The sequence below is a fragment of the Brevundimonas sp. NPDC092305 genome (assembly GCF_044755415.1).
GTDB lineage: Bacteria > Pseudomonadota > Alphaproteobacteria > Caulobacterales > Caulobacteraceae > Brevundimonas.
In genome coordinates this window covers 1,590,919-1,605,534 of the sequence record NZ_JBIVQY010000001.1, presented here as the reverse complement: position 1 = coordinate 1,605,534, position 14,616 = coordinate 1,590,919, and the positions used below count along the sequence as shown (strand labels likewise).

Genomic DNA, 14,616 nt, shown 5'->3' with positions numbered 1-14,616 from the left:
GTGGATAGACGTCGTGGACGCCGCCCGGCCGACATGGTTATTCGCCCCCTGATGTTTTGAGTGCTCCGACGGCCACTGGCCGATCGGGGCCTACGGAGAGTTCCCCTTGGCCGACGACGCTTCCTTCGATTCCTCGCCCGACGTTCTGAACGCGACGGCTCAGGGCCGCCTGCGCACCATCATCGAGCGGCTGGAGCGGCTGGAAGAGGACAAGAAGGCGGTGATGGCCGACCAGAAGGAAGTCTTCGCCGAGGCCAAGGGCGAAGGCTATGATGTGAAGACCCTGCGCAAGGTTCTTCGCATCCGTGCACAGGACAAGGCCAAGCGGCAGGAGGAGGAGGCGATCCTCGATTTGTACCTGTCGGCCCTCGGCGAGATCTGACCCTGAAACGAACCGGCTTCGGCGGGGGCAGGGGCGGTTCGAAGAAGCCGCCCCCGAGCCCGTTCGAGGCCGAACGCAAGGCCAACCAGCGCGCCGCGCTGAACGCCCTCAGACGCGCCCGCCGCTCGGCAGAGAAGGCGGGCGTTTCGCTGTCCGAATGGGAGGGCGAGTTCATCGAATCAGTGGCCGAAAGGGTGAAGACCCATGGCCGCGCGTTCGGTGATCCGGAAAAGGGCGCGCCGGGTCAGGCTCTGTCAGCCATGCAAGGCCGCAAGCTCAAGGAAATCGCCGCCAAGGCGAAGGGGGAGGCTCCGAAGACCCGCTGGAGCCGGAAGCCTCCCGCCCGGGATTGAATGCCGTCATCCTCGGGCTTGACCCGATGATCAGAGGTAGCGGGTACACGGTATCAGGGCGACGGCATCCAAGGGCGATGTTCCGTCCTTGAGGCCATGAAATGCGGAACGTCTGACCCTCGGGCCAAGCCCGAGGGTGACGAGGGGTATTGGTCAGAACAGGATCTTGCGGAACGTCAGGCTGACGGTCCGACCGGCGGGGTCGAGGAAGTCCGGCTGGTAGTTCAGCGGGATGTCGCCGGCGGTGGAGGTGACCTCCACCTCGCTGTCGAACAGGTTCTGGACGCCGAGATTGATGCGCGAGCCCTTGAGGATCGGGAAGCGCTCCACCCACGAGCTGCGCTGGCTGAGGTCCATGAAGACGTTCAGGTTGACCGTGGTCTGGCCCGAGAAGCGCAGGTCCGGACCCGTGCCGCCGTCGATGCGAGTGGCCTCGCGCCAGTTGGCGTTCAGGAAGCCGCCGAACCCGTTGCGGAAGACGCCGGCCTGAAGCTGGATCTCGTTCTTCGGGCTGCCGCCGCGCGAGGACGTGGCGCTGCCGTTCAGAAGGTCGAGGACGGGCAGGCCGTCGCGAATGACGATTTCATCCTGGATCCGGTAGGTGTGATAGAGCGAGAAGTTGAAGCGGCCCTGACCCGGCTGCATGCCGCCGCCGCGCGAGCCCCCGCGAGGTCCGGCCGCTCCGCCGCCGCCGCCGAAGTTCATGCGGACCTGACCGTCGCCGCCGCCCGGACGACGCTCACCACCGCCGCCGCCGGAGGGCGGGCCGCTCATGATGACCATGCCGCCCCCTCCCGGACGACGACCCGCAGCGGCCGCGGCCGGATTGGGCGTTCCGAAGGCGCGGGAAAAGTTGAAGCCTGTTCGGATGTCCTGACGCTCGGCGCGGTCGAAGTTCAGCGCGCGGGCGTCGAACGACAGCAGGTCGCCGTCCGCGTTGCGCACGAAACGCTCCGGCAGGGCGGCCTCCAGCTCGGGCGTCAGGGTCGGGAAGCTGTTGATCGGATCGTCGGTCGTGCTGCGGGTATAGGTCGAGCTGAGGCTCAGGTCCCCTTCCTGCAGCGGACGCAGGGTGATCCCGGCCTTCCAGACCTTGCGGTTGTCCGCGACGAGGTTGGGGTTGCCGCCGTCGATGCGGGTGACGAGCACGGTCTCGCCGGTGGCGAAGTCGAAGACCGGCACGGCCGGCGTCGACAGGATCGGATCGTTCAGCTGCGAGATCGACGGGGCGCCGTCCTCGGCCGTGTAGCTGACGAGGAAGGACACCGCCTTGTTGGGGTTCCAGTTCAGCCCGGCGCCGAGGGTGCTCAGCCCGCCAAAGTCGGACAGATCCTCGTAGCCGACGTTCAGATTGAGATCGAGGTCACCGAAGAGGTTGCGGGCTTCCTCTGGCCGGGTCAGCAGGGGCACATCGAAGCTGGCCTGGCCGTTGAACCGGTCGCGCGACTGCCCCCGCTCGGTGGTCACGCCCTGACGGACGCTGGTCGAGTCGAGAGAGCGGGTGTCGGCGCCGAGGGTGAAGGTGGAGCGAAGTGTGCCGGCCGGCAGCTCGAACCAGTCGCCGCTGATATTCAGCTCGCCCGAAACGGACTGGGACACGGAGTTGGCGGTGTCGAGCGGCAGAGCCGTGAAGTCGGTCGGACTGAGGTCGGCGAAGGGGTTGGCCGTCGGGTCGTTGGCGTCGAGACGGGTCTGGAACGGCGTCGCGGCATAGCCCCGGCCCGTGGTGGTGTCGGTCTCGACCCGATTGTAGGCGCCGGTGAAGGTCCAGCGCCATTCCTCGCCGAGGAAGCCATCCAGTACGACGCCGAGGTCGCCGGTCAGGCTGTCAGTCTGACGCGCCAGAGCGGCGGGCGCATTGAGATAGCGAGGGACCGGCGTGTCGGTCGGCGAGGTCGAGAATGGGTTGCCCGTCGGCAGGTTCAGGTTCACGCGCGGCAGGCCGCTGAAGCTCTCGCTGCTCAGATCGACGAGGCTGGCGCTGACCGTGCCCTGTGTCGTGCCGTTGAGGTCGCGCTTGACCGTGCCGCGGACCGTCGATTGCTCGCTGGCGCTGAGCAGGGTGCGGTAGGCAGTCAGGACGTCGGTCGGGTCGTAGGGCGCGTCATCGGCGTCGCGGACGATATCCCGCTCGGTCTCGTAGAGCGGCGTCGAGCGACGGTAATCCAGGTCCATCGAATAGCGCGAGGCGCCAGCGATGCTCAGGGCGTTGCCGCCGACCTGCAGGGTGGTGCGACCACCCTCGGTCGGGCCGGAGCCGGTGACCTGGCCGGACAACGAACGGAAGTCGGCCTTGAGGACGAAGTTCACCACGCGCTGGTCGGCCTTGTACCCATACTGGAGGGCGACCTCTTCCGGCAGGATGTCGACGCGCTCGATGGCCTCAGGCGGGATGCCGGCGATTTCGCGGAAGCCGGTGGTGCGACGCCCATTCACAAGGGTGACGGGTCCACTGTCTCCGCGGCCTCTGCTGCTGCGGGTCAGAGGCTCGAGATAGGTCAGAAGCTCCTCGATCGACGACGCGCCATAGGCCTGAATGTCCTCGGCGGTGAGGACGACGTCGGCGGGGATGTCGCTGTTCACGCTTCCGCGCGGACGCACGCCGGTGACGGTCACCGTGCCCAGATCGACGGCGTCAGACAGGTCAGCGTCGGGCGTGGTCGCCGGTTCCGGCTCAGGCGCGGGTGCTTGCACGACCGGCGGCTGCTGAGCAGGCGCAGCCTGGGGCGGGGCTGTCTGGATGACGCCGGCCATGAGGCCGGAGAGCGCAGTCGTGACTAGAAGCATAGGGTATCCGGGGAGAGAGTACGGTCTTCGAACGTGCCGCACCCGTGTTTCCGTCGCGTTTCAGCGCTGAAACCGGGAGTTGCGACGCGTCCGCGCCTTTGAGGTCTCTTCGGATGTCCAACGAACGGTGGCCAATGAACTTTTGGTCACCTTGCGGGCGGATTTGGGCCCGTTACGACGCCTGCTTCAGCGCGTCCTCAAGCCCCTGCTCGCGAACCTTCCGGTAGAGCGTCGATCGGCCGATGCCGAGGCGTCGCGCGATCTCGGACATGTGACCAGCGTAGACGTCGATCGCGTGCTCGATCAGGTCGCGCTCGATCTCTTCCAGTGTCCGCAGATGGCCGACGTCGTCGAGGATGCGAACAGGCGCTTCAGGCACGGGAGCACCCGGCAGCTCGACGGCCGAGGCCGCAGGGGCGAAGAAGCCCTCGGCCGGGGGCGTGACCACGCCCGAGATGGCCGGGAAGTCGTGAGGCTGAAGGAACGGCGCATCGGCCAGCACGATGGCGCGGTAGATGGCGTTTTCGAGCTGGCGCACGTTGCCGGGCCAATCGAAGGCGGACAGCATGGCCATGGTCTCGGCCGATGCGCCGGCGACGCGGCGGCCTTCCTCGACGTTGAAGCGGGCGATGAAGTGCTCGACCAGGGCCGGGATATCCTCGCGACGTTCGCGCAGGGCCGGCGCCTCGATCGGGAAGACGTTCAGGCGATAGAAGAGGTCCTCGCGGAAGCGACCGTCGCGCACCTGTTCGGCCAGATCGCGGTTGGTCGCCGAGACGATGCGGGCGTCGACCTTGACCGAACGCTTGGAGCCCACCGGGTCGATCTCGCCTTCCTGCAGCGCGCGCAGCAGCTTGACCTGCATGTCCAGCGGCAGTTCGCCTATCTCGTCGAGGAACAGGGTGCCGCCGGACGCCTCGGCGAACTTGCCGAGGTGTTTGTCGGTCGCGCCGGTGAAGGCGCCCTTCTCGTGCCCGAACAGGATCGACTCGACCAGATTGACGGGCAGGGCGCCGCAGTTGACGGCGATGAAGGGTTTGCCGGCGCGGTCCGAGGCGCCGTGCAGGGCGCGGGCGATGACTTCCTTGCCGACGCCGCTCTCGCCGGTGATCAGCACCGGGATGCCGGACTTTGCGGCGCGCAGGCCAAGGGATTTGACCATACGCATCGGCGCGGACTGGCCGACCAGATCGTCGAAGGAGGTGCGACCGGTGACGTGCTTCTTCAGGCGGCCGACCTCGGCGGTCAGCTGGGTCATCTTCAGCGCATTGCCGACGCCGACGAGAAGGCGTTCCGCCGAGACCGGTTTGACGAAGAAGTCCTGGGCCCCGGCCTGCATGGCCTTGACCACGGTCTCGACGCCCGCGTTGGCGGTCAGGACGATGACAGGAGTTGTAACGCCTGCGGTGCGGATTTCGGCGAGGGCCTCCATGCCGCTCATGCCCGGCATGACCATGTCGAGCAGGACGACGTCCGCGCCGCCGCCCTTGGTCAGGCGATCAATGGCCTCGCCGCCGGACTCGGCGTGGATGACCGCATAGCCCTCACGCTCCAGAACCGCCTGAACGAGGCGGCGCTGGGTCGGATCGTCATCGACGACGAGGACGGTCTTAGCCATGGAAACACCCTTCACTGCACGCGGCCGGCCCTCGCGGAGCTGGCTCATTCCGGCACAGATTTACGGGCGTCAGCGTGAAAATGCCGTTTCGGGGCGTGGTGAACGGGGGGTTAGGGTGACCGCTTCAGGATGCCCCAGCAGGCGGGGAACATTTGTCGACGGCATCGGCCTGGGGGGTGATCACAGCGCCGTCGCCCAAAGCGAGACGAGGCCAGTTGGGGCCTTCAACCCGGATGCGACCTGTGCGTAAGGCGTCGCGGGGATCGGGACGCTCCCGACCTTGGCAGTATGGGTGGCCGTAGCGGGCCTGGGTTTCCCACACGCCTTCTGAATTCCGCGCCCAAAGGACGGTGATGTTGGATTGTGCGAGGAGGACCTCCGGCTGGCCGTCGCCGTTCAGATCAATGGCGGTCGCCACGCATTCGCCCGCGGCCGAGCATCCATATCGCTCGTCATCGCCGCCGACAGGCGCCGTAAAGCCTGACGGAAGCGGGGCGCCTACGACTTCGAAAGTCGGCCTGCGCTCCGGTCGACCTTCGCCCTCCTCACGCCAGCGGTTGTTCAGCACGCTGGCCGCCTTCGCCCGGCGAGCGATTTCCGGGTTCGTTGAGCGGGTCAGGGTTCTCAGGGCCGCGGCGCCGGTCTTGCCACTCTCAAATCTGAGGAAGCGGTAGTCGAACTTGTCAGGCGTCGCCGCCCCGCGCTGGAGTCGTGCGACCTGATCGCCGACGGAGAGCCGGGCCGGATCCGCGATGGGGCTGAAGAGGGCGAGAACTACGGCGACCTCGATCACTGCGGTGATCACATTGGTGCGCTCCAGCGGCTGCATCCAGTCCGCGCCCTTGCGCCAGAAAGGGCGCAGCGCGGCATAGCCGTAGCCAGCGGCATAGGCGGCGCCGATGACGGCGCAGGCGAAGGCGATGATCCGATCAGGCGTCAGGCCGTGCTGACCGATCCGCAGCGCCAGGCCCCAGAAGGCGAGGATGATCAGCGGGGTCAGCAGGACGGCGGCGACGCGCACCGCCGCGCGCAGGACGACCGGCGGCAGATTGTCGGCCCGACCATCCTGATAGGCGGTGTTGATGAGGACGATCAGGGCGGCGGCGGCCGAGAGAACGAGGGCGGTGGCGCTGCCGGTCTCCCACAGCCCGTCCAGTCCGGTGAAGGGCAGGGCGGCGAGGAAGCCGGCGGCCAGCACCGTCATGAGCAGCAGCAACCACGAGAGCAGCATCAGCGCTACGCTGCGAACGCCGCGGATCAGGCCGTCGCGCACGTCGGTCAGGTGTACCGCGACGGAGAACATCAGGCAGGTGACCGGGATCGAGAACCACTCCTCGCCGATCAGATCCTCAAGGAAGTCCAGTCCGATGACCTGAAACAGGGCCGCGCCCAGGAACAGCAGGATCCAGAAGGCGCCGGTGAAGCCGATGGAGAGCGCCAGCTGCACGCCCGCTTTCCACGCCGTGTCGAAATAGGTGGAGAAGGCCGCGATCCACCTGCGCTCCATGTCGGCGGGCAGGATCAGGTGATGGCCGATGAACAGGGCGGCGGCCGCGAACAGGGGCATGGGCCATGGCAGGAAGGGCGGACGGCTGCGAGGGCCGTACTCGCTGACGGACTGGGCGGCGACGCCGTGCCATCCTAGCAGCGCGAGAAAAGCGGTGGCGGCGACCAACCAGAGTATCAGGGTCCGGGGCCGCATGCGTCCGACGCCCGCCAGAGCGACCACAGGGACCATGACAAGGATCATGGCCAGCGGGCCGAACAGTTCCGGCACGGTCGCGGGCCACTGAAGATTTTCGGATGCAGCCGATCGATAAAGCCCCCACAGGGCGACGCCCTGCGCCAGACCGATGACCAGTCGAGCCGTGACCAGTCGGGGCGATCCCGTTCGGCCGAGGCTGTTGCGGCCGGTAGCTTCGGCGACGTCGATCATCTGGCGTTCCCCTGCTTTCGCAAGGCAATCTGCCCCGGATGACCGCCCACGTCCCGGGAATTTACGGTGCGGTTTGCGTGCAGGGACCATGCAGGGCCTGTAGCGGCTTGAGTTCCCGGCGGATGCGTGTATAGAGCGCGCCTCTCGTCGGACCTCCGGGTTCAGCGAACCTGTCCGAGAACTTCGGGGCGTGGGGGTCACCTGCGCCGTAAATGTCAGAGAGCCCTCTGGCGCCGTGGGGAGATGGGGATGCAGACGACTTGCCGTCAGCCCGGTTCCGGGACGGACGGGGGTTTGAGCTTCCTTCGGACAATAAGACCGGCCTGAACGCTTCGCGGCGACGCGTGGCGCTTATGCCAAATCCGGCGTCGGGAATAAGCCCGGCGGCGAATACCAGACTGGAGACCGCAATGGACCGCGCACAAAAGGCCGAGTCGATCGAGACGCTGAAGGGCGTCTTCGCCGACGCCGGCGCCGTGGTCGTGACCCACAACCTGGGTCTGACCGTTGCGGACATGGAAGACCTGCGTGGCCGCCTTCGTAAAGAAGGCGCCGCGTTCAAGGTGGTGAAAAACCGCCTGGCGCTGAAGGCGCTCGGAGCCGACGAAGGCAGCGACTACCACAACCTGTTCAAGGGTCCCGTGGGCATCGCGTACGCCAACGATCCGGTGACGGCCGCCAAGGTGTCGTCCGAGTTCGCCAAGACCAACGACAAGTTCGTTATTCTGGGTGGCTTCATGGGCGAGACCGTCGTCGATGCGAAGGGTGTCGACACCCTGGCCAAGCTGCCGTCGCTCGACCAGATCCGCGCTTCGCTGCTCGGCCTGCTCAACGCGCCCGCGACCAAGATCGCTGGTGTGGTTCAGGCTCCGGCCGCCCAACTGGCGCGGGTGTTCAACGCCTACGCCACGAAGGACGCGGCGTAATCGCCTTCCATCTCTGCAAACCCTCTCTGAAACCCATCCTACCGAAGGAATACCCCTATGGCTGATCTCGCCAAGATCGTTGAAGACCTGTCGGCCCTGACCGTTCTGGAAGCCGCCGAACTCTCCAAGCTGCTGGAAGAAAAGTGGGGCGTCAGCGCCGCTGCTCCGGTCGCCATGGCCGCCGCTCCGGCCGCCGGTGGCGGTGCTCCGGCTGAAGCCGCCGAAGAGCAAACCGAGTTCACCGTTGTCCTGCTGGACGGCGGCGACAAGAAGATCAACGTGATCAAGGAAGTTCGCGGCGCCCGTTCGGACCTCGGTCTGAAGGAAGCCAAGGACCTCGTCGAAGGCGCTCCGCAGAACGTCGTCGAGAACGTCTCCAAGCAGGCCGCCGAAGAGCTGAAGAAGAAGCTCGAGGAAGCCGGCGCCAAGATCCAGATCAAGTAAGATCGGATCAGGCGCATCGCCCATCGCGGCGATGGCTGAAAGCTGGACGGGCCGGAGAGCAATCTCCGGCCCGTTTTTCGTTCCGGTCGGCCAACGTGGACAGTCGATCCGGCTTGTGGCTGGATCGCCATACGGAGGGAGGCCGTTCAATGAAGAGGATGCTTGGTATTCTGCTGGCCGCGGCCAGTCTCGCGGCGTGTGACGAAACCGGAGAGAGCCGGATGGCGACTGTACCGTCGCCTGAACCGACCGCGCCGCCATCGCCTCCGCTACCGCTGACGACTTCCCGCGCACTGGAGATCATGGGGACCCTGTCAAACACCTGTCGCGAGGTGGCGACGATGAAGATGGCGCAGGCGAAGTGCGAGGAGCGTCAGGGCCGGACGGTCGATCACGCGGCGCTGCGCACGGAGTTGCGCGACCTTGCGTGGAACATGGCGAAGCTGACGCCCGACGAGGCGTCGAAGCAGTGCGAAGTCATCATGGGCGAGCTCAGCAGCAAGCCGAAGCCCCAGCCCTGCTGGGACCTCTAGCGTCGACGCGGCGCGTAGATGTCGGCCAGTCGGTCACGGGTTCCCTCGATCCGTTCCAGGCGCGGGTAGCGCAGGCCGTCGTGGTAATCGAAGGACAGGCTGCGGACCTCGTCGCCGCGCCGGACGACCAGAACGATCGGATTGGTCGCGCCCTTGGCGGCGGTGATGGCGTCTCGCAGGACCTCCGCAGAGGCGACGCGGTCGTTGACGGCGATCAGCTCCCATCCGGCGCCGATGTTCTGGCGATACAGGGGGCCGTCCCAACGCACGCCCGTGATGCGATTGCCAGTCGCGAGGGTGAAGCCCAGCGAATACTGGAAGTCGTTTGCCCAGCCCGACAGGATGCGTTTCTCGACGGGGGTCAGAGTGTCCGTATAAGTCAGGCGCCAGCCGGCGCGCGTGACGCCGTCCAGCGGAGCCTTCGCGTCCGGGCCGACGGCGTCCAGACGATCGCGCAGGAAGGTCGCCCAGTCGTGCGGATGCACGGCGTTCAGGGTCTGCACCACATCGTCGAAGGTGTAGGGGCGGGCTTCCCAGACGCCATCCTCGACGCCGAAGAAGGCCTTGGCGAAGTCGTCCAGCGACTTCCGCTCGCCGGTCTGCTCGCGGATCAGGGTGTCGGCGTCCAGCCAGACCAGCAGGGCCTCGCGGTAGTAGTCGCCGGTGCCACGCATCCATGACGACCAAGGATTGGTCGTCCGGTAGCCCAGAAGGTTGTGGTTGGTCGTGTCCTGCAGGGAGCGCCACTGGCGACCCGGCTGATTGTCGTAGAAGGCGGCGATCTCTGCCAGATTGATCGTGGCCTCCTCGATGGTGCCGAGGCCGGCCCGCGGGGTCAGGACCTCGCCCCAGTATTCGGTCTGGCCCTCATAGACCCACATCAGCGTGTTCTGGGTCGGGACGTTGAGGTTGGGCACATATTCATCCGACGGCCGGCGGAACTTGCCGTTCCAGCTGTGGGTGAACTCGTGCGGCAGCAGGGAGCGCGCGCCGTAGTCGGCGTTGGAACCGGTGAAGAACGACGGGCTGGCGGTGTTCTCGGACGAGCGGTGATGCTCAAGACCGATCCCGCCCAGCTTTGAGGTCAGGGCCAGCAGGAAGTCGTAGCGGTCGAAGTGGCGCGCGCCGTACAGGCGGTCAGCCTGCTGAACCAGCGAGGTGTACTGCGCGATTCGCTCTGGCGAGGCCTTGATGCTCTCCGCAGTGTCACCGACGAGGTTCAGATGAACCGGCGACCGGCCCTGCGGGTCGAGCTGGATGCGGCGGAAATGCTTGCCTGCGAACATCGGGCTGTCGGCGAGGTGTTCCAGTGAAATCGGGGCGAAGGTCAGGACGTCGCCCTCGCGCCCGGCGGGCTCCAGCGCGGACGCCTGTTCCCAACCCGTCGGCAGCTTGACAGAGGGCGCGAAGGTGATGCGTCTGTGGGCGTAGCCGGCGGGATAGAGCAGGGCCTTTTCCCACTGCAGATTGACCATCTCGGGCGTCATAACCACGCGCCAGACCGCGTTGTCGGGCTGGGTCAGCCATTCGAAGCTGACCTCGATGGAGGAAACACCGGCAGGGATGTCGAGGTGGAAGGCGTGTGGATCGACCGTGTCGCGGACCCAATCGATCCGCTGGCCATTCCCGGTGACCGTGACGCCGGAGACCAACTGGATCGGGCCGGTGTCGGCGTGGTTGCCGGGGATGAACTTCGGATACTGCAGCACCAGATGGCCAGCGGAGACAGGGACGGTCTGACGCACCCGGATGACGCGGTGGTCGAGGTCAGTCAGGTCGGCCTGAATGGCGATCATCCCGGGATAGTCGCGATCCTGCGGCGCCGGGATCGGCGGCAGGGCGTGCGGCAGGCTGGTGGGCGCGGGCAGGGGCGTCTGCGCCTGACTGGTCTGGGCGAAGACCGGAACCGCCGTCGAGGCGAGCAGAAGGGCGATGGCGGTCGTACGCAACATGATCAGGTCTCTGCTTAACGGCGGCGGGGGCTGAGGATGTCGCCCAGACGATCGGGCGTTCCGGCAATGCGCTCCAGGTGCGGATAGCGCAGACCGCCATGGTAGTCGAAGCGGATGGTGCGGAAACGCTCGCCCTTTCGCAGCATCATCTCGATTTGCGTGGTGTTGTTTTTCGAGGCCGTGATCGCCTCTGCGATGGCGGCGGCGCTTGCGGTGCGGCCGTTGACCGCTACGACTTCCCATCCGGACGTCAGTCCGGCCTCGAACGCGGGCGAGCCCCAGCGGACACCGGTGACGCGGTTGGTCGGGTTCATCGACAGGCCCAGCGAGTACTGGAAGTCGACCCGCTCCAACTCCGCGTTCAGGGCTTTGGAATAGGCGTTGGGCTCCTCACGCCAGACGAGGCGGTAGCCGCCGCGCTCGATGCCTGCCAACGGCGTCGGCGCGTTAGGGCCGACGGCGTCGAGGTGGGTGCGCAGGAACTCGCCCCATTCGCGGGACTGCACCCCGTTCAGCGTCGAGGTCACGTCGTCGAAGGTGTAGGGCGCGGGGTTCCAGTCGCCGTCCTGTACGCCGAAGAAGGCCTTGGCGAAGTCGTCCAGCGACTTGCGCCCGCCCGACCGCTCGCGGATCCAGGTGTCGGCGTCGAGCCAGATCATCGAGCCTTCGCGATAGTAGTCCTCGCTGCGTTGGCGGCTGGGCCAGGGCTGGGCGCGGCGCTGGGCGATGATCGGGTCGTTGGTGGTGTCCTGCATCGCGCGCCACTGGCGGCCGGGGTTGTCCTCGGCATAGCTGGCGGCAGTGTTGGCGAAGACGTCCAGCGCCTGCTGTTTGGTGAGCAGGCCGGCGCGCGCGGTCAGGATCAGGCCCCAGTACTGGGTCTGGCCCTCGTAGACCCACAGCAGGGAGTTCTGCAGCGGCTCGTTCAGGGTCGGGGTCGCCTGATCGGCCGGACGACGCCACTTTCCGTTCCACGAGTGAGTATACTCGTGACCCAGCAGGTCGCGGTCGGCGATCGTGCCGGTCGGGTCGGTGAAGTACTTGGTGTCGACGCTGTTCTCGGACGAGCGCTGGTGCTCCAGCCCGATGCCACCCAGCCGGTCGGTCACGGCCAGCAGGAAGTCGTAGTGGTTGAAGTGGCGTGCGCCGTACAGGCGGTCCGCCTGTTCGACCAGACTGCGGTGCTGGGCGATATGCGCATCGGTGGCGGCCAGCATGTCGGCGTTGTCGGCTACGACATTCAGCCGCACTGGCGATCGGCCGCCCGGATCGAGGTCGATCTGACGATAGTGGGCGCCGGCGAACAGGGGGCTGTCGGCGAAGTGGTCGAGGCTGATCGGTGCGAAGGTCGCCACGCCGTTCTGGAAGGACACGGTGTCCAGCGCCGTGCCGTACTGCCAGCCGGCGGGCAGGCGCAAGGTCGGACGCATGGTGATCTGCCGGGAATAATAGCCGGCCGGGTAGAGAACCGCCTTCTCCCACTGGATGTTCAGCATCTCATCGGTAATGACGACGCGGCCCTGACTGCCCTCGATGGGCGTCAGCCACTTGAACGACACCTCCACCGCGGACGCGCCGGCGGGAACTTCGACCTGAAAGGCGTTGGTGCTGACCGTATTGCGAACCCAGCGCAGGGGCTGGCCGTTGGCCGTGATCTGCAGGTCGGAGATGTCGTCGACCGGACCGGACGGGCCGTGGTTGCCCGGGATCCATTGAGGATAGAGCAGGACCAGCGGCCCGGGGCCGGCGACAGGGATGGTCTGCTTGATCGAGACGATGCGGCGGTCGACGTCGGTGGCGTCCACCTCGATATCGATCGGGCCAACGTAGGGCGCGTCGCGCGGGGCCGGGATCGGGGCGAGGGCGACGGGCAGGGCGGGGGTTCCGACCTGGGCCAGCGCCGGCGCTGAGCCTGCGAGAAGGGCGACGGCGCAGGCGGTGGCGAGCAGGCGGACGGACGGACGCATCATCGACAGGACTTCCACTGTGAGCAGGCGCGCAGATCACGCCGGGCGCGCGCCACGGTCAATCCGACGGGTCGCTCCGCCGGATTAAATCGCTGTCATGTTTGAAGTTCCGCTCAGGCGGCCGGCTTCACTTCCAGCAGGTCCACCGTGAACAGCAGGGTCGAGTTTGGCGGCAACTCGTCGCCGCCGACCCAGCGTTCGCCGTAGCCCAGCGAGGCCGGGATGACGAACTCGAACCGCTCGCCCTCGCGCATCAGGCCGACACCCTCGGTCCAGCCCTTGATGACCCGGTTGAGCGGGAACTCGGTCGGCTCGTTGCGCGACCACGAGCTGTCGAACTCACGCCCGTCGATGAAGGTCCCGCGATAGTGGACCTTGACCGTGTCGGTCGCGGCGGGCTGGCGGCCCTCGGGATGGGCGCGGCCGGTCCGGCGGTACTGCAGGCCGGTATCGGTGGTGCTCCAGCCGTCGCGCGCGCCGTTCCACTCGAGATAGGCGCGTTGGCCGGCGTCCCAGTTCGCCTGACTGGACTCGCCGACGGCGGGTCGAACCACAGAGGTGGGAGCGGTCAACTCGGCCGGGCCCGAGGCGCAGGCGGCGACGAGCAGAAGGGCAGAGCAGGCGATGGGGGTGCGTAACATGCCGCAACGCTTATCAAGACCCGGGGCGTCTCGCCAGATGGGCGCTTGCGTCGAGATGCGCGGTTTGCGACAGCCGCGATCAAGGGAGCGCCATACCAGTGATCATTCAAACGCCCGAGCCGGCGGCGCCAGTCCAAACAGCCGCGCCGATATTCCGTTCTATCGAATCGCTGGACCCGTCCGAGCCGCTGGCCGTCCTTGTGCGCGCGACCGCCGACCCGAACTGGAAGCCGGTGGTCCAGCAGTTGCTGGCGTCATGGACCGCGATGGGTGTCGCGCCAGACTGTACCGACACGACGGTGAACGCCGATAACATCAGGGCTCTGGACGCGCTCGAAACGCTCCCCATCGTCCTCGCGGCCGACGGCGAGCGGGCCGAGCGAGGTGAGGCTCTGGTCCGCACGGTGACGCCGTGGTGCGGCGCCGACCGCAGGATCAATGTGCTGATCTTCTTCCATAACAGCCAGTGGCGCGGGCTGAACCTGAGCGTGGGCGGCACCATGACCGGGGCCCGGCTGTATATGGATATCCTGCAGCAGACGACGCCCCGGCTGATTCCGGTGCTGAACGCCGACAGCCAGTCCTGCAACGCCAGATTCCCGCAGTCCGGAGGACGCCTCACCAACACAGAGGTCACATCCCTGACCGGCGATGTGGCCGATCCGACGACCTGGAGCGAGCGTTGGACGTGGACGGCCTGCGGCAAGGATACGCCTGTCGACTTCGTCATGACCGTCCAGCCGGACGGCTCTACGCGGTTCGCGGTGACGGTTCAGGCCCGGGACTGATCATCGTCCGGACTTTTGGCGGCCGCAGGCCTTTATTTCGCCGACAAAGCGAGTATATGAGCGCGTTCCGCTAACTCCGTACGAGATACGCGCGAAAGCGCCGAGGCCCGGTTTGTCGCCCTCCGACCGGTGCGAAGGCGCGCTCCTCCCCATAGGAGCCCTACATTTCAGGTGTCCTGGCGCCGCAAGGCCCGAGGGTGGACGCCGAAACCGATGGTCACGGGTCGCCGGAAGGCGGAGCCGTGGCTGCTGCATTTGAAGCGGCCGCCCCACGTCACCCTGGGCTGGC

At 66.8% G+C, this 14,616-nt stretch carries 12 protein-coding genes; 6 read left to right on the top strand and 6 right to left on the bottom strand.

What is annotated here, in order from left to right; translation table 11 throughout:
- Window positions 1-106: 106 nt before the first annotated feature.
- Together ACIQC9_RS08035 and ACIQC9_RS08030 are read left to right on the top strand one after the other, a co-directional pair.
- Window positions 107-382 carry a DUF2312 domain-containing protein gene (locus tag ACIQC9_RS08035; protein ID WP_400614236.1) on the top strand — a complete coding sequence of 92 codons (276 nt, stop codon included), beginning with the start codon at window positions 107-109 and terminating at the stop codon, window positions 380-382.
- Window positions 383-384: 2 nt separating this feature from the next.
- Window positions 385-735, top strand: coding sequence for a hypothetical protein (locus ACIQC9_RS08030; RefSeq protein WP_400615430.1), 351 nt, complete (start codon window positions 385-387; stop codon window positions 733-735).
- A 153-nt stretch (window positions 736-888) separates the two neighbouring features.
- Here ACIQC9_RS08030 and ACIQC9_RS08025 read toward each other — a convergent pair whose 3' ends face one another.
- The 3 genes from ACIQC9_RS08025 to ACIQC9_RS08015 form a co-directional block, all read right to left on the bottom strand.
- A complete protein-coding gene (locus tag ACIQC9_RS08025; protein WP_400614234.1) occupies window positions 889-3,522 on the bottom strand; it encodes a TonB-dependent receptor plug domain-containing protein in 2,634 nt (877 codons plus the stop codon).
- A 172-nt stretch (window positions 3,523-3,694) separates the two neighbouring features.
- Entirely contained in the window at window positions 3,695-5,140 is a 1,446-nt protein-coding gene (locus ACIQC9_RS08020) for a sigma-54-dependent transcriptional regulator (RefSeq protein ID WP_400614232.1), read from the bottom strand.
- 124 nt (window positions 5,141-5,264) lie between these two features.
- Window positions 5,265-7,076: a DUF4153 domain-containing protein gene (locus ACIQC9_RS08015; RefSeq protein WP_400614230.1), complete on the bottom strand. Its 1,812-nt coding sequence runs from the start codon at window positions 7,074-7,076 to the stop codon at window positions 5,265-5,267.
- A gap of 410 nt (window positions 7,077-7,486) precedes the next feature.
- On the opposite strand from ACIQC9_RS08015, the gene rplJ reads away from it, so the two are divergent.
- From rplJ to ACIQC9_RS08000, 3 genes are all read left to right on the top strand, one after another.
- Window positions 7,487-8,002 carry a 50S ribosomal protein L10 gene (rplJ, locus tag ACIQC9_RS08010; protein ID WP_400614228.1) on the top strand — a complete coding sequence of 172 codons (516 nt, stop codon included), beginning with the start codon at window positions 7,487-7,489 and terminating at the stop codon, window positions 8,000-8,002.
- Window positions 8,003-8,059: 57 nt separating this feature from the next.
- On the top strand, window positions 8,060-8,446 hold the full coding sequence (gene rplL, locus ACIQC9_RS08005; RefSeq protein ID WP_400614226.1) for a 50S ribosomal protein L7/L12: 387 nt from the start codon (window positions 8,060-8,062) through the stop codon (window positions 8,444-8,446).
- A 149-nt stretch (window positions 8,447-8,595) separates the two neighbouring features.
- On the top strand, window positions 8,596-8,979 hold the full coding sequence (locus tag ACIQC9_RS08000) for a hypothetical protein (protein WP_400614224.1): 384 nt from the start codon (window positions 8,596-8,598) through the stop codon (window positions 8,977-8,979).
- Here the strand turns inward: ACIQC9_RS08000 and ACIQC9_RS07995 are convergent.
- From ACIQC9_RS07995 to ACIQC9_RS07985, 3 genes are all read right to left on the bottom strand, one after another.
- The gene (locus ACIQC9_RS07995) at window positions 8,976-10,931 is read right to left on the bottom strand and encodes a M61 family metallopeptidase (protein WP_400614222.1); all 1,956 of its coding nucleotides are present in this window, start codon (window positions 10,929-10,931) and stop codon (window positions 8,976-8,978) included. The genes ACIQC9_RS08000 and ACIQC9_RS07995 overlap by 4 nt on opposite strands.
- Before the next feature lie 14 nt (window positions 10,932-10,945).
- The gene (locus tag ACIQC9_RS07990) at window positions 10,946-12,898 is read right to left on the bottom strand and encodes a M61 family metallopeptidase (protein WP_400615428.1); all 1,953 of its coding nucleotides are present in this window, start codon (window positions 12,896-12,898) and stop codon (window positions 10,946-10,948) included.
- A gap of 113 nt (window positions 12,899-13,011) precedes the next feature.
- Window positions 13,012-13,539: an FKBP-type peptidyl-prolyl cis-trans isomerase gene (locus ACIQC9_RS07985; RefSeq protein WP_400614220.1), complete on the bottom strand. Its 528-nt coding sequence runs from the start codon at window positions 13,537-13,539 to the stop codon at window positions 13,012-13,014.
- 98 nt (window positions 13,540-13,637) lie between these two features.
- Here ACIQC9_RS07985 and ACIQC9_RS07980 point away from each other — a divergent pair, with 98 nt between their 5' ends.
- Window positions 13,638-14,327 (top strand): hypothetical protein, encoded by a 690-nt coding sequence (locus ACIQC9_RS07980; protein WP_400614218.1) that lies wholly within the window; start codon window positions 13,638-13,640, stop codon window positions 14,325-14,327.
- Window positions 14,328-14,616: the final 289 nt, after the last annotated feature.

Excerpts from the sequence above, each read along its gene's own strand:
- ACIQC9_RS07985 (WP_400614220.1), bottom strand. The coding sequence starts at position 13,539 with ATGTTACGCACCCCCATCGCCTGCTCTGCCCTTCTGCTCGTCGCCGCC.
- ACIQC9_RS08025 (WP_400614234.1), bottom strand. The coding sequence starts at position 3,522 with ATGCTTCTAGTCACGACTGCGCTCTCCGGCCTCATGGCCGGCGTCATC.
- rplL (WP_400614226.1), top strand. The coding sequence starts at position 8,060 with ATGGCTGATCTCGCCAAGATCGTTGAAGACCTGTCGGCCCTGACCGTT.
- ACIQC9_RS07995 (WP_400614222.1), bottom strand. The coding sequence starts at position 10,931 with ATGTTGCGTACGACCGCCATCGCCCTTCTGCTCGCCTCGACGGCGGTT.
- rplJ (WP_400614228.1), top strand. The coding sequence starts at position 7,487 with ATGGACCGCGCACAAAAGGCCGAGTCGATCGAGACGCTGAAGGGCGTC.
- ACIQC9_RS08000 (WP_400614224.1), top strand. The coding sequence starts at position 8,596 with ATGAAGAGGATGCTTGGTATTCTGCTGGCCGCGGCCAGTCTCGCGGCG.
- ACIQC9_RS07990 (WP_400615428.1), bottom strand. The coding sequence starts at position 12,898 with ATGCGTCCGTCCGTCCGCCTGCTCGCCACCGCCTGCGCCGTCGCCCTT.
- ACIQC9_RS08020 (WP_400614232.1), bottom strand. The coding sequence starts at position 5,140 with ATGGCTAAGACCGTCCTCGTCGTCGATGACGATCCGACCCAGCGCCGC.
- ACIQC9_RS08015 (WP_400614230.1), bottom strand. The coding sequence starts at position 7,076 with ATGATCGACGTCGCCGAAGCTACCGGCCGCAACAGCCTCGGCCGAACG.